The sequence below is a fragment of the Myroides sp. C1519 genome, from assembly GCF_038039755.1.
Classification (GTDB): Bacteria; Bacteroidota; Bacteroidia; order Flavobacteriales; family Flavobacteriaceae; genus Flavobacterium; species Flavobacterium phaeum_A.
This window is the reverse complement of sequence record NZ_JBBPHM010000006.1, coordinates 26,919-42,889: the sequence shown is the minus strand read 5'-3', so window position 1 is coordinate 42,889 and position 15,971 is coordinate 26,919. Positions and strand designations below refer to the sequence as shown.

16 protein-coding genes and 1 tRNA gene are annotated in these 15,971 nt (G+C 32.4%); 11 read left to right on the top strand and 6 right to left on the bottom strand.

What is annotated here, in order from left to right; all coding sequences use genetic code 11:
* Positions 1-209 precede the first annotated feature (209 nt).
* Positions 210-1,094, top strand: coding sequence for a Fic family protein (locus AABL81_RS05190; RefSeq protein ID WP_341340492.1), 885 nt, complete (start codon positions 210-212; stop codon positions 1,092-1,094).
* 156 nt (positions 1,095-1,250) lie between these two features.
* Here the strand turns inward: AABL81_RS05190 and AABL81_RS05185 are convergent.
* The 4 genes from AABL81_RS05185 to AABL81_RS05170 all read right to left on the bottom strand — a co-directional run bounded on the left by AABL81_RS05185 (position 1,251) and on the right by AABL81_RS05170 (position 3,940).
* Positions 1,251-1,336, bottom strand: a tRNA-Leu gene (locus AABL81_RS05185).
* A gap of 215 nt (positions 1,337-1,551) precedes the next feature.
* Positions 1,552-2,388 carry a DUF5694 domain-containing protein gene (locus AABL81_RS05180; RefSeq protein WP_341340491.1) on the bottom strand — a complete coding sequence of 279 codons (837 nt, stop codon included), beginning with the start codon at positions 2,386-2,388 and terminating at the stop codon, positions 1,552-1,554.
* A 228-nt stretch (positions 2,389-2,616) separates the two neighbouring features.
* A complete protein-coding gene (locus AABL81_RS05175; RefSeq protein WP_341340490.1) occupies positions 2,617-3,255 on the bottom strand; it encodes a hypothetical protein in 639 nt (212 codons plus the stop codon).
* A gap of 214 nt (positions 3,256-3,469) precedes the next feature.
* On the bottom strand, positions 3,470-3,940 hold the full coding sequence (locus AABL81_RS05170; RefSeq protein ID WP_158211185.1) for a lipocalin family protein: 471 nt from the start codon (positions 3,938-3,940) through the stop codon (positions 3,470-3,472).
* 432 nt (positions 3,941-4,372) lie between these two features.
* On the opposite strand from AABL81_RS05170, the gene AABL81_RS05165 reads away from it, so the two are divergent.
* The 10 genes from AABL81_RS05165 to AABL81_RS05120 all read left to right on the top strand — a co-directional run bounded on the left by AABL81_RS05165 (position 4,373) and on the right by AABL81_RS05120 (position 13,687).
* The gene (locus AABL81_RS05165; RefSeq protein ID WP_313138681.1) at positions 4,373-5,644 is read left to right on the top strand and encodes a site-specific integrase; all 1,272 of its coding nucleotides are present in this window, start codon (positions 4,373-4,375) and stop codon (positions 5,642-5,644) included.
* Positions 5,641-6,543: a hypothetical protein gene (locus AABL81_RS05160; RefSeq protein ID WP_286397900.1), complete on the top strand. Its 903-nt coding sequence runs from the start codon at positions 5,641-5,643 to the stop codon at positions 6,541-6,543. The genes AABL81_RS05165 and AABL81_RS05160 overlap by 4 nt, the downstream gene beginning before the upstream one ends.
* 214 nt (positions 6,544-6,757) lie before the next feature.
* Positions 6,758-7,057, top strand: a complete 300-nt coding sequence (locus AABL81_RS05155; RefSeq protein WP_006260872.1) for a DUF3853 family protein — start codon at positions 6,758-6,760, stop codon at positions 7,055-7,057.
* Between the two features lie 96 nt (positions 7,058-7,153).
* Entirely contained in the window at positions 7,154-8,389 is a 1,236-nt protein-coding gene (locus tag AABL81_RS05150; RefSeq protein ID WP_313138680.1) for a primase-helicase family protein, read from the top strand.
* A gap of 218 nt (positions 8,390-8,607) precedes the next feature.
* On the top strand, positions 8,608-9,561 hold the full coding sequence (locus AABL81_RS05145; protein ID WP_036496816.1) for a toprim domain-containing protein: 954 nt from the start codon (positions 8,608-8,610) through the stop codon (positions 9,559-9,561).
* A gap of 95 nt (positions 9,562-9,656) precedes the next feature.
* A complete protein-coding gene (locus tag AABL81_RS05140; protein ID WP_313138679.1) occupies positions 9,657-9,956 on the top strand; it encodes a plasmid mobilization protein in 300 nt (99 codons plus the stop codon).
* A gap of 5 nt (positions 9,957-9,961) precedes the next feature.
* The gene (locus AABL81_RS05135; RefSeq protein ID WP_445929824.1) at positions 9,962-10,867 is read left to right on the top strand and encodes a relaxase/mobilization nuclease domain-containing protein; all 906 of its coding nucleotides are present in this window, start codon (positions 9,962-9,964) and stop codon (positions 10,865-10,867) included.
* A 3-nt stretch (positions 10,868-10,870) separates the two neighbouring features.
* Positions 10,871-11,359, top strand: a complete 489-nt coding sequence (locus AABL81_RS05130; RefSeq protein ID WP_253114194.1) for a hypothetical protein — start codon at positions 10,871-10,873, stop codon at positions 11,357-11,359.
* A 349-nt stretch (positions 11,360-11,708) separates the two neighbouring features.
* Positions 11,709-12,611: a tyrosine-type recombinase/integrase gene (locus AABL81_RS05125; protein WP_341340489.1), complete on the top strand. Its 903-nt coding sequence runs from the start codon at positions 11,709-11,711 to the stop codon at positions 12,609-12,611.
* Positions 12,590-13,687: an IS91 family transposase gene (locus AABL81_RS05120; protein ID WP_313138677.1), complete on the top strand. Its 1,098-nt coding sequence runs from the start codon at positions 12,590-12,592 to the stop codon at positions 13,685-13,687. Before AABL81_RS05125 ends, AABL81_RS05120 begins: the two co-directional genes overlap by 22 nt.
* 236 nt (positions 13,688-13,923) lie before the next feature.
* Here AABL81_RS05120 and AABL81_RS05115 read toward each other — a convergent pair whose 3' ends face one another.
* Both AABL81_RS05115 and AABL81_RS05110 read right to left on the bottom strand, forming a co-directional pair.
* Complete coding sequence (locus tag AABL81_RS05115) at positions 13,924-14,622, bottom strand: hypothetical protein (protein ID WP_341340488.1); 699 nt, start codon at positions 14,620-14,622, stop codon at positions 13,924-13,926.
* A 164-nt stretch (positions 14,623-14,786) separates the two neighbouring features.
* On the bottom strand, positions 14,787-15,953 hold the full coding sequence (locus AABL81_RS05110; RefSeq protein ID WP_008651082.1) for a tetracycline-inactivating monooxygenase Tet(X2): 1,167 nt from the start codon (positions 15,951-15,953) through the stop codon (positions 14,787-14,789).
* Positions 15,954-15,971: the final 18 nt, after the last annotated feature.

Here is a 15,971-nt window from a genome sequence, read left to right as displayed (position 1 = left end):
ACATCACCAAGACGGAATTAGTAAAAAATAAATTCAACTTATTTTAGCTGTTATAAATACATTATAAAAACAAAGTTTAGTTGTATTGTTTTGATGTTTAGTTAACTACGTGTTAATTTGGTTTGTAGTGGGGGATAGGGCTAATAAATGTTGTACTAAGGCAAGGGAAATAAGTATATTTGCAAACAATGTGAAAATACGTGGGGACTATGATTTATATTTCAGTAAAAGAATTTGCACAACAGCAGGGAGTATCAGAAACGACAGTTAGAAATCACTGTACAGCTGGTAAAATTGAAGGCGCTTTTAAACAAGGAAGAGCTTGGAGTATTCCTGCTGATGCAGTGTTATTGAAAAGTAGTAGAGCGGAAGCCATTAAAAAATCCCTGCTTGAAGTACTACAAGAGCAGAAGGGAAAGGGATTGAAAAAGGGTATTTACCACCGTACTCAGGTGGAGTTTACTTATAATTCTAATCGTATTAAAGGAACTGAATTAACCAAAGATCAAACGCGTCATATTTTTGAAACTAATACTGTTGGAACTACTCGTGGATGTGTAAATGTTGATGATGTTATTGAAACAGCGAATCACTTTCGCTGTATTGATATGATAATTGAAAATGCAGAACAGGTACTGACAGAAGAGTCAACTAAGAAATTACACGCTCGTTTAAAAGTAGGAACATCTGACAATGGAAAACCTTGGTTTAACGTAGGAAAGTACAAACAGGTGTCAAATGATACCGATACTCACATCGCTTGTTCGCCAGAAGAGGTTGAAGAACGTATGCGTAGCGTGTTTGCACATTATCAGAGTATAGAAGTTAAGACAATAGAAGATATGGTGGAGCTTCTTTATCAGTTTGAAAGCATACGACCTTTTCAGGATTGTAATGGGCGAATAGCACGTTTGATTCTTTATAAGGAATGCTTAGCTAATCAACTTGTACCGTTTTTCATAGAAGAAGAAATGAGAGACGAATACTTTAAAGGAATAGAAGAGTGGCCTATATCGAGAGAACGTTTGTTAGAAGTATGTTTAAAGGCTCAGAGTGATTACCAAAAGGTACTTAAACGACATAAATTGTATTAAAAATATCAAAAGCCTCATAAGTGTAAACTGTGAGGCTTTTTTATGCCTACTTGTTTTGGGGAATTTGATTAGTGTTACTTTCACTTATAAGTAAGGGTAAGCAAATTGCTACAAAATAAAAAAGGAGAACTGATAAATTATCAATTCTCCTTTTTGTACTCGAGGCGGGACTTGAACCCGCACGAACATTACTGCTCACTGGATTTTAAGTCCAGCGTGTCTACCACTTCCACCACTCGAGCATGCTTACACACGTTTTGTTTGTGATTCCGAGTGCAAAAGTCGAATAATATTATTTAATATACAACAATTAAAAGCATTATTTTTAAAATAAAAACCACGTTATATGCTTATGTGTTGATTTTTAGTAGGTTATTTGAGTGGTTTTTTTCAAAAAAAGTATTATGTAAATTGATGTAATTGTTATTTTAAGTTTAGAAAGTATGTATTTACTCCATTACTCCATTACTTCATTAAAATCGATAAGATTAAAATTAGAATCATTTTTTATAAAATCATAAAACATAGCTGCATGTCCTGCTCCTACAATAATTACGATATTTTTATCTCCAATTGAAACTTGATTTTGTACATAAGAATACATTATTAAATTGCGTTTGTACCAGCTTGCAACAAAATCAGAGCCAAAGAACGTATCATCGTTGTTTAAACGATTTAGAATTGATATATAGGCTCCTTTGTTCAATTCTCTTTGTTCTTTAGAGTTTATACAGACAAAAACGTCGGATAAACTACTTTTTGCAACACAATTATTAGTAAAGTCACTTAGAGTTTTAATTCTATTAGAAAAAGATGTAGGGTCTATTTGTGTATTCTTGTTTGTTTCAGATTCTATTAAATCATAGCGTTGCTCTAAATTATAATCAATAGAATATATAGCATTGTTTTTTGATTTTTTTGCAAGTCTGAATCCAAGTTGAAAAATCTCATTCTCAGAATAATATCGTTTAAAGAAGTTTTTTTGGATACTATCTAAGTTATAAAAGGGTTTATTGTCTACATACAACAAGTATTGTTTATTCAGGTTTTCTCTGTTTTCATATGACGATTCTACAAACACTTTATCAGGATTGTATTTTTGTACAATTTTATTAGTGATTTTTTCTAAATCCTCTTGCTTAGAAGAGTTTAGAATATCGATGTCAATTACTTTTCCACGATCAAAACCAGGGTTGTTAAAATGTACTGTTCCTATCAGAATTACATTTATTTTTTCTTGTGAAAAAACAGTTGTGAAAAACATAAGAAGGATAAAAGCTATTGTATTTCTCATTTGATTTATTGTATTTGGTAAAAGGGATATAGTTTGTTTGTACAAACATTTTTTTCGTAAAAATATTATATTTCACAAATTATACAATACTGCTTTCGTTTACTTTTTATGAAATATAGTTGATAAAAATTCCTTAGAATTAGATGTTCAAGAATAGTAAAGTTATAGAAACGAAAAAGAATATAAAATAGATTGATTATAGTACCATTAGACCATTTATTTACGTGCTTATAGTGACAGTGTTTTTATGTATTCATATTGTTCATAATAACAATTGTTTATTTTCATTTCAAGTTCACTATAACTTACAGATTTGGTTAATTTTTGGAGAGAATTAATCGTGATAGAAGTTTGACTTCTTTTGTAATTGTCTAATTTATAAGTAGGCAAAACGTAAAAATCCCATTGTTCAAGTTTTAAAGGATCAATAATACTCTGATCTTTAATTTTTAATAAACAAAAAACATATAAGTCAGCATGTCTTTTTGATTCCCCTCTTGAATTTTTGTTAGATTCATCCCAATGTTTTGCTTTTTTAATTGAAAATGATATTGTTGAAAAATTACTCTGCTGCCAGCTTTGAATGTAAGCAGAGGATTTAATTTCAATTTTAATTCCATTGTCAGTTTTTAAATCGAAAGCGTCCCATTCGTCACGTAGTTTTTTTGGGTTTATATTCATTGCTGTGCCAACTATAAACTCAGCAAATTTACCTCTTGTTGAATTGCTTAATATATCAGAAACACTCCATTGCCAAAATTCGAATAATGAGTAGCCTATATTTTTTTCATTAAAAGTTAATTGTTCAGACCCTTTTTTAGGGGTTGCTATTATTGCTCCTAAGTTTAATTCAGTAGTTTCTTTCATATCTGGCTTTTATTTATTTGCTTTATAACACAAAGCAGTGCTAATTTACCTAAAAAAGACATAAAGTTGACTAATGTAATTGAATTTGGAAGGAAGTAATTTCTAATAAATAAACAGAAATAACATATCGGTAGGGAGTAAGTTGATACAAAAAAACCGATAACATATGTTATCGGTTTTTTATGAAGAAGGCTTGTTTTTTACAGACACCTTATTACTTAATTCTTTTATAGCTAATTTCAGTATATTTAATAGAATTAGCATCTTCTTTTACTGGATTAGGCAATGAGACCATAACAACTAATTCGTCATTAGTTAAATTCGTTATAAGCATCTTATCTTCTATGCCCAACTCATCTAAAGTACTGATGTTATTATTTTGAAGAGTATAATTTAAGCCAACTATTTCCTCAAGGCAATTACCATTTTCGTCTTTACCTACGAATTGAAGGATATCTATTTTATCTTTCGTATAGGTCCAAGTCATCAGTCCACATCCATAATCATCTGAAGGGAAAATTTGTTCTATAAATTTTGCTTCTCTATCGTATGTCTTAGTCGATGATAATTCCCATGTTCCTACTAAATTCTCTATTTCAAATTTTTCAGTAGCTTCTTGCTCTTTACAACTACTCATTCCCAATGCCAAGAAAGAGAACAGTAAAACGTATAAAGTTTTTCTCATATTCATTCTATTTTTTTTGTAAAGATAAAATTTTCAACAGATTTCACTAATAATTCTATTGATAACCGTTTTTATAGATGTCCCTTTAAAAAAGAATAGGCTGTTATTGATAAAGTTAAGCGCGAGAGATTACATATCCCAATGAGGATATTTTGACTCAAAGAAAACCATAAGCTTATGGAGGTGTCTTAAAAAGCTATAATGGAAGTAAGGCTTTCAGCAACTATATAAAATAAAAAAACCGATAACTCTCGTTATCGGTTTTATTTGCGGAGAAAGAGGGAATATAACCTATATACAAATAGAATACCGTAAAACACTATTATTTTGATTTATTGATAGTTATGTTTTTATTAAGTCGGTTAAATACCATAAAATAGTATATGATAGTATTAAAATTGGGTGTATATTTGGGTGCTATTACAAATAACTATGACTATAAAAAGAAAGATAACTATTGCTATTGAAAAGAGAAAAAAGGACGGTGTATTAATCACAGAGAACGTTCCAATTCGTGCAAGAGTGGTATATAATGGTGGTCGTGTAGAACTCTTTACAGGCTACCGCATTGATGCTTCTAAATGGGATGAAGCAAAAGAAAAGGTACGCAATGGGTGTACCAATAAGCTAAAACAAAGCTCTTCCGAAATCAATACAGCAATACAGGAGCTATCTACTACAATAGATAGAATCTTTAAAGAGTATGAATTGAAAAACGAAGTACCTTCTTTTGAACTCTTAAAAGATGAAATAAAACGCTACTCGGATAAACAAACCATATCAGCGACAGAAAAGAACCTGTTTACGGCTTTTGACGAGTTTGTAAAGAACAGCGGAAAACGCAACGATTGGACAACTGCTACTTACACCAAGTTTAATACTGTTCGTTCACATCTTTTTTCTTTCAAAAGCAACTTTCAGTTTACTGATATTAATGAAAAGACCTTATTAGACTACGTTTCATTTCTACGTATTGAAAAGCAGATGCGTAATAGTACCATCGAAAAGCAGATTAGTTTTGTAAAGTGGTTTTTGAAGTGGTGTAAAAACAACAATTATACAATTGCCTATAATTTTGAAGACTTTAAACCAAAGCTAAAAGAAACCTCTAAAAAGATAATCTTCTTAACCCAAGAGGAAATCGAACAGATTAAATCAACGGATTTAGGCACTAAGTCATACTTAGAACGTGTACGTGATGTATTGCTTTTCTGTTGTTACACAGGACTTCGCTATTCAGATGCTTTTAGCCTAACAAGACACGATATTAAAAATGATGCTATTGAGTTTGTTACTAAAAAGACAAATGACCCTTTAAGAGTAGAATTAAACAAACACAGCAGAGCAATATTAAAGAAGTACAAAGATGTACCTTTTGAAAAAGGAAAGGCTCTACCTGTTATTTCTAATCAAAAGATGAATGACTACATAAAAGAACTTGGAGAGTTAGCAGAGATTAACGAACCGATTAGAGAAACCTACTATGTAGGCAATGAAAGAATAGATGAAGTAAAACCCAAATACGAACATTTAAGCACTCACGTAGGGCGAAGAACATTTATCTGTACCGCTTTATCATTGGGGATACCTGTACAGGTTGTAATGAAATGGACAGGACATTCAGACTACAAATCAATGAAACCTTATATTGATGTAGCTGATACGATTAAAGCGAATGCAATGACTAAATTTGATATGATATGAGTTTAGATAATCCTCTTTTGAAACACTTAAATGAGTATTTAAAAATACTAAAAGAACTATCAAATTTATTAGATACTGATTCCTTACAACAGAACACATATCAATGTATTCGACAGGAGAGTTATGCTAAAGCATTTAGCGATTTAACAAAACTTGATATTGATGCTCTTTTAATAACAGGACAAGCAGAGAGTTTATCTAAAAAAGTATTTCTGAATATACTAAAGCAGATTGAAGTTATTAATAAGCTTATTGATGATAAAGACGAGTTAATAACTCATTTTGATTTTATTCATTTATATGATAAAGTACTACTTCCTAAAATGTTTGAGAACAAAATCTTAATTGCGCGACAGGATTTAAAAGAAATACAGGAAAAAGAAAAACCTATCTGGGTATCACAATGTGAATTTGATGAAGATAAAAAGTATTGGGAGAAAGAACTTTATAGGGTTTTAGCAGAAAGAGATACCTATACACAGGATAATGTGCATCTAATTCAAAACTATTATCACAAAATACGAGATTACCTTTTAATAGTTAAAGAAGATATTTATGTGTATTACCCTGAAGATAGACTTCGTTTAGAATCTGATTTATTTGAGATCAAAGATGTACTTAAACTTTATAACTCTGCTTTAGAATTAAAATGTTTTAAGGAAGATGATTTAGCATTTGAAGATTTTTATTTAATATTTAATTTAAGAGAGCCTAAAGCTCGATTTGATTCAACGTTTAAATACATAACAAAATTTGCTCAACCACCACTATATGAAATGATGAAGGATATAGAAAAAGATGTTAGAGATAAAGTGATTGACTTCATTGTGTTGAAATTAAAACTAAAGTCTGCATTGACAATTTCGAAACGCTTTTATAAACCTTCAGAAGAAATTTAATTATTGTTTTAATCCTTTTAAGTTCATTAAAGAGTTTTTAAAGTCTTTTATTTTTGATTTCCTCAAAAACAAATAACCAAACGCATATAACTAATTCATTATTAATTATATGCGTTTTGTTTTTTTATCAAATTCCACACATTTCCACAGAAATTTACAGATAGTTTTGAATTGTTCGAACATCACAAAATCGTATAATTTAAAAACTAAAACTATGTATATAAGCGAATTAAAAGAAAAGCCAGTTTGGCAAATGACAGGAGAAGAACTATTACAGTTATTACAAACAGTATCTATAAAGGATTTTAAAGAACTCAATACTTCGCAAGAAACGCAACAATCTACAAAGCGTTATGTTTACGGAATACGTGGTATAGCAGACCTACTTGGGTGCAGTATTACCACTGCTAATAAAATCAAGAAAGAAGGTCATATCAAAAAAGCGATTATCCAAAGAGGTAGAAAAATTATAGTCGATGCTGACTTGGCATTAGAACTATTCGCTAAAAAATAAAAGGGACAACTTGTGCAAATCGTCCCTTAATATCCAATTAAAGTATAACTCAACTCTTATCGTATAAAGATAAGGATTATTAAAACACAAGTAAATATGAGCTTAGATATACCCTATATCCGAGTAGGAACTGCTTACTTTAAAATCATCGAAAAACCTTTGATATCAGGTGATAAAGTTAAAGTAATGGTGCGTTGGACTCGTGAAACGATTGTATCAGATCACGGAAAGTCCTACTTAGAGAACGTCTTAAAATTAGATGGCTTTTGTTGTATTCCAGACCATCTTAACTATCAACCAATCGTAGAAAACTTTTTTAATACCTATAATGAATTAAATATGAAACCAATAGAAGAAGATTTTAACTTAAATGAATTAGAACAATTGATTCCAAACTCACTACACTTTGTAAAGCACATATTCGGAAGTGAACAATACGAATATGGTTTAGACTATCTAAAGCTATTGTATGAGAAGCCAACGCAAACCTTACCAATATTGTGCCTTGTTAGTAAAGAACGTGCAACAGGAAAAAGCTCTTTTATTAAATGGCTTAAAAATATCTTTGGACTCAATATGACTTATATCAAAGGAGATTCTTTTGGTTCTCAATTTAACGCTGATTGGGCAAGTATGTTATTAGTTGCCATAGACGAAGTATTCTTTGATAAGAAAGAGATTACAGAGCGTTTAAAGTACCTTTCTACTACTGACAAAGACAAAGTTGAAGCAAAGGGAAAAGACAGACAGGAAATAGAGTTTTTCGCCAAGTTTATTCTTTGCTCTAACAATGAGGATGATTTCATTCAAATAGACGAAGAAGAAATACGTTTTTGGATTCGAAAGATTAAACCTATTGAATCAGAAGACGTTCACTTTATCAAGAAGCTAACAAGTGAAGTTCCTTATTTTATCAAATACTTACTTCTACGACCTTATTACACCACGCAACAAACCCGAATGTGGTTTACACCTAAACAGATACTTACAGCTTCTCTTTTAAAGCTAATTAGTAAAAACAAAATAGAGATTTCAGTTTTAGAACTTTTAAACCTGTGCTTCGAAAAGGTTGACGAGGATGAAATTTGCGTAGCTCCCAATGATTTACTCTTGTTATTACGCAAGACAAACCCAAAACTAATTATATCTGCTAGTGAAATAAGAAAGATTTTAAAGAAATGGGATTTCGAACCACAAAATAACACAAAATCTTATCAAGGAATAGAGCTTTTATCTCATGGAGAATTTGTTAAAATAGAACGTAGAGGACGTTACTACATCATTAAAAAAGATTTATTCTATAAAATATTTGATGCAATGATGCAAGAATAGATTAAACTGTTGTTTATTAATAAGTTACACTGCATCAAAGTCTGCATCAAACTAAAAACACATCAAGTTTGATGCAAGAGTGATGCAAGAAACAAAATGAGTTTGATGCAGTGATGCAAGAGTGATGCAGAGTATTTTATTGAAATACAATTGATTAACACCTTTCTGCATCATTGCATCAAAAAAAACAGATTTTTAACCCGACTATTTCAAAACGTATGAATTGTGAATCAGCTAAACAAATTAGCCTAACAGACTTACTTAAAAAGTTAGGTCATACCCCAACCAAAATAATGAGAGTTGATTGGTGGTATCTCAGTCCATTTAGAACTGAAAAAACAGCATCATTTAAAGTGAATATTGATAAAAACGTGTTTTATGACCATTCTGCTGGTTTTGGTGGAACAACACTTGATTTTGTGATGAAGTACAATAATTGCGATATTAAATCAGCTTTAGAATTGCTCAAAAACGATTCTTTTTCTTTTCATCAGCCAATTATTGTGAGTTCTAACATTATTCAAGAACCAACATATACAATTCAAGCGATTAAGCCATTAACACATCCAAACTTGATACAATATATCACTGAGCGTAATCTTAGCCTTAAAATGGCTCAAACTTATTGTAAGGAAGTACACTATACTCTAAACAACAAATCATATTACGCTGTTGGTTTTCCCAATACCACCATAAATGGTTTCGAACTAAGAAACGTGTATATAAAAATGTGTCTTGGAAAAAAGGCAGTAACCTACTTTGATAACAAAAGTAAACATATTGTCTTGTTTGAATCTTGGAGTGATTACATCAGCTTTTTAACCCTTTATCCAAATGCAGAAAAGCAATATGATTATTTGATTCTTAATTCCGTATCAATGTTGAATAATACAATAATTAAAACACCAAATAATTATTTGTACAAATGTACAAATGGGGAATTGTATAAATGTATCAATGTACAAATGGATAAAAGTATCAATAATACTTTGTACAAAGAATTAAAGTATGAAAGTATTATTTGTTGTTTCGACAATGATAAAGCTGGAGAAAGTGCCTTTCAAAAAGTAGCTCAGACCTATACAAACGTTGTTGATGGACGAAAACTGTACGAGAATCACAAAGATTTGAATGATTATTTACTAACTATTAACCGCAATGATTTGACGTAAGAATTATCGAGATGTGTCTTTGTCCTTACAAATTGGAAATTTGACAGCCAAAGACCACTCGTTTTTCTCCCGAAGGTCGCAAAATGGGTAAGACGATGAAAAAAACAAAGAAGATAGAATTTAGAGTTACTCTTACAGAAGCTCTAATCATAAAAAACAAAGCAGAAAAAGTAGGTTGTAGCGTTTCGGAGTACATTCGAAACACCGCACTCAACTATTCTTTAGCCTATAAATTAACTCCTGACGAAGTAGAAGTTTACAAGCTACTAAATAAATACGCAGATAATTTTAGAAGAATAGGCAATCTTTTTAAGATAGGCGATGTTACAGGAGTTAAAGAAAATACCATTGAAACAGCAAGACTAATTCGAGAACATTTAAAAAAATTAAAATGATAGGTATGGCAAAGTCTTGTGTTGGAGGTACAGCTCTGTTTAACTATGTAATCAATCCGAATAAAGGATATGAACTATTGAGAAACAATCTTTCGGGGGATACTCCGAAAGATATGTTTCAAACCATGCAGATATTACAAAATCAAAATAGCAGATGTAAAAACAACACCATATCAGCTGTTATATCTCCAACAATTGCAGATAGTAAAAAGATGATTGATAGAGATTTAAGGGCATTGGCAGTTGAATTTTTACTTGGTTTACAAATCGATCCCACCAAAGCTCAATACATTGCTTTTGTTCATACAGAAAAAGAGCACAAGCATATTCACATCATCGCCAATCGCATAGATGAAAACGGAAAGGCATTAAAAGATAATTACATTGGGTTTGAAGCTCAAAGAATAGCTCACGAAATAGCTCTTAAATACGGATGGACTTCTATAAGACAAGAAAATGAGAACAAGAAGCAAAGAGCCAACAACACAAACTTAATAGCTAAAAATGCTATTAAAACAGCTCACAGGGAAGTTTTAAGACAGAAGCCGAAAGATTTACAACAGTACACTTACTTAATGTTGGAAAAAGAGATTGAGCTTAAACCTACGATTAATAATCAGGGAAATATTCAAGGGTATCGCTTTATTCATTTACCAACAGGAACAAACTTAAAAGCAAGTGAAATTGACCGAAATATGAAGTTGAATGACTTATTTAAAAATACAACAAGTACGGAGCCTAAGGATGAAGTACACAAACTATTAACTAATCAAGAATCATCTGAACCACAAATGCAAAATTGGAAAACAGATACATCAGTGTTATTTAGTTTGTTATCTGCTTTACAGTTTGGCGGTAACGATGAAGACGATGAACAGAAAAAACGCAAACGAAGAACATTAAAAAGATAAACAATGGCAAAGAATCAACCTAAACTCACGGAGATGACTGAAATATTACTTCAGCAAGTCATACATTTAGAACAAACGATAAAGCAAAGTGAAAAAAAACATTTAGATACAATCAAAGAATTGAGTAATATCAAAGTAACTGTAAATGTTGCTGAACTCCGACAGATAGAAAAAGAACAACGACAACGTTTACAGAACGGCTTTGAAGAGTTTTATCGAGAGATATCAAAAAACAATGAAGAGCTTTTAAAAGTTTATAAAGCAGTTAGCTCTAAAAGACTATTATACTTGATAGGAATGAATGTCGTTCTTTTTTTAATAACGGGCTTTTCAATGTTCATAGCATCTAAGAATACTATTGAGAAATCGGAGTATGAGCGTTTAGAAAAAGAAAAGGGGCAATTAATAAATCAATTAGAAAATGTAAATCAGTTTTTTATCAAAAATCCAAGGACAGCTAAATCTTTCAAAGAGTGGAGTCAAAAGCAATAATTGAAAAGTGTTTATCAAAGTTATTTCCGTAAAATTTTTAGAGCTTTGAAGGCTCAAAATTTTATGGAATAACTTTGTTGGAATAGGTTCACAATATTTTAAAAGATTTACTAACGTTCCGCGGCTATGCGCCGGGCGGGGCTTTTACCCGGAATTGTTCTTTTGAAAACGCTCATTTCTCGCATCCGTAATCTATCAACCGAAGAACGTTTTCCCGCCTGGCGCATAGCCGTTGTTGAACTAAACCTTCGGTAGCTTTTCTACTAGAAACCATATATTTAGGGTATTAAAAATTCAAAATTATGGTAACTAAAAAAAATCTCCGGAGGAATTAAGAGCGAACAAATATTTGAATCGCGCTTGTAGTGAAATTAATGGTTTCTCTGAACTTCTGCAACGTTTCGAACGAAATATTTCCATTTTAGGTAGAAGTAAACGCACTTTTGATAATTATTCCCGCCATGTGGCTGCAATGGCACTTCATTTTGGCTGTTTACCTACCGAATTAGATCCCGAACAAGTTAAAGACTATCTTTTTGAACTACAACAACGGTCGAATTCTCCTTCTCAATCGTATTTTAAACACACGGTTTACGGACTAAGGTTTCTATTAAAAACCGAAAATCTTCCGTACGATTATCTTCATTTACCTTCCATTCCTAAAGAAAAAAAACTTCCCGTAATTCTTAGTCGAGATGAGATTTGGAAATTGCTTCAACATGCCGATTTACTTAAACATCGCATTTTAATTGGTTTGATTTACAGTTGTGGACTTCGTTGTATGGAAGTGAGAAACATCGAATTAAAGCATTTAGATTTTGATCGGAAACTCCTTCATATCGTTCAAAGTAAAGGGAAGAAGGATCGTTATGTTCCGCTTTCTGATCATATCATTCGAGGGATTAAAAAATATATTTCAGTCGAACATCCCACCACATTTTTATTTACGGGTAATACCAAAGATACCAAAGGATTTGATTCTCGATACAGCCAACGCGGGGTTCAATGGGCGATTCAATCGGTTTGTAAAAAAGCAGGCATTTTAAAAGATGTGCATACACACACGCTGCGCCACAGCTATGCGACCCATTTATTGGAAGATGGTGTAAATATTCTGCAAGTTCAGAAATTGATGGGGCATGAACGCATCGAAACTACGATGGAATATTTACATGTTTGTCAGCTCGAAAACCAAAAAATATACAGTCCAATTGATACCGTTTTTGCGCTATGCAGCCGCAATGGGAAGTAGCTGATGTGCTGAGAAAAGTTGATTTATCCCATCAAAACTTCACGGTTCATCAGGAGAAAACACTCCGAGCACTGACTTTATGCCGAACTGCTGCTTTGGGCGGACATGTAGATGCGTGTGATACCTGTGGAAACATCAACATCAGTTACAACAGTTGTCGCAACAGGCATTGCCCGAAATGCCAAGGTCATAAACGAGAAGAATGGATTCAGGCGCGCGAACATGATTTATTGCCCTGTTCGTATTATCATGTGGTTTTTACTATTCCAGATTCGCTTAATGGTTTGGCGATTCATCAACCACAATTGATTTATAAAATCTTGTTTGATTCGGTTTGGGCAACGCTTTCTCAATTTGGTAAAACCGACGGTTTGCAATTGGGTATGATTGCTGTTTTACATACTTGGGGACAAAATTTGAGTTTGCATCCGCATCTACATTGTATTGTTCCAGGTGGAGGAATTGATGCAAATGGTAAGTGGAAACGAAAGATAAAAACCGATAAATACTTGTTTGCAGTAAAAGCCTTGAGTAAGGTTTTTCGTGCCAAATATGTAGCCTTGTTGCGCAAAGAAAAATTGGCAGATGCTCAAGTCTTGCAAAGTTTGTTTGAAAAGGATTGGGTGGTTTATGCCAAGCGCCCTTTTGGTGGTCCCAAACAAGTCATTGAATATTTAGGGAGATATACGCACAAGGTGGCTATTAGCAACCATCGGATTAAAAACGTAACTCATCAAGAGGTTACCATTCATTACAAAGATTATAAAGACCACAGTAAAACCAAGCAATTAACATTAAAAAACGAAGAATTTGCCCGCCGCTTTAGTTTACATATTCTGCCTAAACGCTTTGTTCGAATTAGGCATTACGGTATTTTAAGTAGCAGTTGGAAACGGGGTAAATTGCAACAATTACAAGAAGATTTAAATATCATTCGACCGATAGTTGAACCTAAAACACAACATCGAAAATGTTATTGTTGCAAAGTTGGTAATTTGGTTACGTTACATGTTTTTGGGCAAAGAGGTCCGCCAAAAGCATATCTTATCGAAAACACAATTGCTTCTGTGAATTAGGTTTTACGGGTTAGGGAACTTGTGTTTAATTGTTCCAAAAAACACCAAAAAACAATTGAAACAGCACAACTTTAACCATAAAAAAAGCAGTAATCCTAAAATTACTGCTGGTATATCTTAAAGTCATACTTCGAAAACTCCATAATACGTATTAAGCTTCCTACGGTTCCGTTCAACGGGCTTTCATCTCGTGCCCTCCGGGCAAGACGAAAGCTTAGTTATTAGCTGTAGCCTTATTATTCTTCAATTTTATTTTTTGATTTAGAGATTATTTCTTTGAATTTTTTCAACATGTCATTGCTCAACACAACAAACATAACATGCTCAGGTTGAGTAATTAGAATTACCTTATAATCCTTGTTTTGTTGCTCTATAGATTTATTTAAGATATTTCTAAAAGAGTTAAGATATGTGTACATCACTTGACCAATATTATCTCTGGTAACTTGTCCAGAAAAAATAACATACTCAACGTCATTTACTGTAATTCTATGATGTATTTTTTCCTTACTATTCTCATCAAATATTTCATCTTTCCAATCTAATTTTAAATTGTTTTTCTCAAAAACTACTTTTGCTGATTTTAAGTAGTCAACAAATTCGCCTCTAAACAAACTACTTGCCCAAACTTCAAATGCTCTAAAATCAGAAGTTGAAGAACTATTTTTATATTCTTCTTGCTTATAAACATCCGAAATGTAATAATCATTTGGAAAAGTAACCCATCCTTTTCCTATATATTGATTTGAATCATCATTATAATCAAAGTCTATTTTCTGTTTTAAAAATGCTTTTTTGTTGTCATCATCAATTAAATTAAAATATCCTATTTTTTCTAATTGTTCAGAAATTTTGGTGTCTTGTGAGAAACCAAAATTTGACAATAAACTAAAAAGTCCCATAAATAGTAATTTGTATTTTATTCTAAATGTCATTTTTGAAAAGGTTACAGCTAACGTTTGGCAAATTGGCGATGGAGCCGACTTTTAGCACAAATGTTGAATAGAATTACTAATCTTCAACATTGCACAAAAGTTCAATAGAAGTACTTCACCGGCTCTATTGCCAATTTGTTTGTTATGTGCCGTTTTATTCCATTTTATACATTTAACAATTGCTGAAACGTAAAGTCGGGTTTAAACATTTCAATTTCGTTTTGAGTTGATTCTTCTTGTGCTTCTTTGCCATAGATAAACATTTGCTGTTCATAATTTTTAACAGCCTCTTCAATGCTATTAAATTTTCCATCGGCTAGATTATCAGACAATATCAAGGCATCCACCAACCCACTATTTACTCCCTGCCCTGCAAAAGGCGGCATCAAATGTGCGGCATCCCCAATCATTGTTATGGGTAATGGGCGCTTGCTTTTCCAAGGCTTTTCTAAAGGAAATATCCGTGTAGCCAATCCTACAAATGACAACGTCGTATGAATCAATTCTTTGTAGCGTTCGTCCCAATCGGAAAATTCTTTCAGAAGAAAATCAACGACACTATTTCTGTTTTGAAAATCTACCTGCGTTTGGTTTTTCCATTCATCAGGTGTTTTAAAACTTATTCCAAAATGCAATGCACCATTATTATTGGGGTTAGCAAATAATAAATTACCTTGGTGAGATGCCATTAGCCGGTTTCCATTGCATAGCTGAAAAAATCCAGGACAGTTTATCTCTGGTTGATGAATATCGGCTTGTATATTGAAAGTACCTGTTTCTTCAACTTCCGTGTCGGTAACAAATTTTCTTACCTTGGACATCCCGCCATTGGCAAGAATAACCAAATCTGCTGTTTCACTCGGTTTATTCTCAAAAGTTAGTGTCCACTTCTTCTTACCAGGTTCAAGCATAACAAGTTTTCTATCCCAAATAACCGTGTCGTTTTCTAAACTATTCAACAAGATAGCCCTTAAGTCATTTCTGTTTATTTCAGGATTGTCAAATCGATTTTCGGGCTTTACATTTTTTGTGGATAAAATATTGCCTTTTTCATCAGCAATATTTACACCCATTGGTAAGGCTAAGTCATAATAAGTTTGTAACAATCCCGCTTTTTTCATTGCTTCCTGACCTGAACCTTTGTGTAGGTCAAGGGTTCCACCAAAAATTCTTGCCTCTCGGTCGTTGTCTCTTTCGTAAACTGAAACGTCTATGCCGTTTTGCTGTAATAATTTTGCCATAGTCAGTCCAACGGGTCCACCACCAATTATTGCAACGTTCTTATCACTAAGTAAATTCATTTGTTTGTCTGTATCTATTCGCATTGTCATTCAAAAATGGCACATAAC

Coding starts and splice junctions, on each gene's coding strand:
- AABL81_RS05190 (WP_341340492.1), top strand. CDS start 210: ATGATTTATATTTCAGTAAAAGAATTTGCACAACAGCAGGGAGTATCA.
- AABL81_RS05180 (WP_341340491.1), bottom strand. CDS start 2,388: ATGAGAAATACAATAGCTTTTATCCTTCTTATGTTTTTCACAACTGTT.
- AABL81_RS05175 (WP_341340490.1), bottom strand. CDS start 3,255: ATGAAAGAAACTACTGAATTAAACTTAGGAGCAATAATAGCAACCCCT.
- AABL81_RS05170 (WP_158211185.1), bottom strand. CDS start 3,940: ATGAGAAAAACTTTATACGTTTTACTGTTCTCTTTCTTGGCATTGGGA.
- AABL81_RS05165 (WP_313138681.1), top strand. CDS start 4,373: ATGACTATAAAAAGAAAGATAACTATTGCTATTGAAAAGAGAAAAAAG.
- AABL81_RS05160 (WP_286397900.1), top strand. CDS start 5,641: ATGAGTTTAGATAATCCTCTTTTGAAACACTTAAATGAGTATTTAAAA.
- AABL81_RS05155 (WP_006260872.1), top strand. CDS start 6,758: ATGTATATAAGCGAATTAAAAGAAAAGCCAGTTTGGCAAATGACAGGA.
- AABL81_RS05150 (WP_313138680.1), top strand. CDS start 7,154: ATGAGCTTAGATATACCCTATATCCGAGTAGGAACTGCTTACTTTAAA.
- AABL81_RS05145 (WP_036496816.1), top strand. CDS start 8,608: ATGAATTGTGAATCAGCTAAACAAATTAGCCTAACAGACTTACTTAAA.
- AABL81_RS05140 (WP_313138679.1), top strand. CDS start 9,657: ATGAAAAAAACAAAGAAGATAGAATTTAGAGTTACTCTTACAGAAGCT.
- AABL81_RS05135 (WP_445929824.1), top strand. CDS start 9,962: ATGGCAAAGTCTTGTGTTGGAGGTACAGCTCTGTTTAACTATGTAATC.
- AABL81_RS05130 (WP_253114194.1), top strand. CDS start 10,871: ATGGCAAAGAATCAACCTAAACTCACGGAGATGACTGAAATATTACTT.
- AABL81_RS05120 (WP_313138677.1), top strand. CDS start 12,590: ATGCAGCCGCAATGGGAAGTAGCTGATGTGCTGAGAAAAGTTGATTTA.
- AABL81_RS05115 (WP_341340488.1), bottom strand. CDS start 14,622: ATGACATTTAGAATAAAATACAAATTACTATTTATGGGACTTTTTAGT.
- AABL81_RS05110 (WP_008651082.1), bottom strand. CDS start 15,953: ATGACAATGCGAATAGATACAGACAAACAAATGAATTTACTTAGTGAT.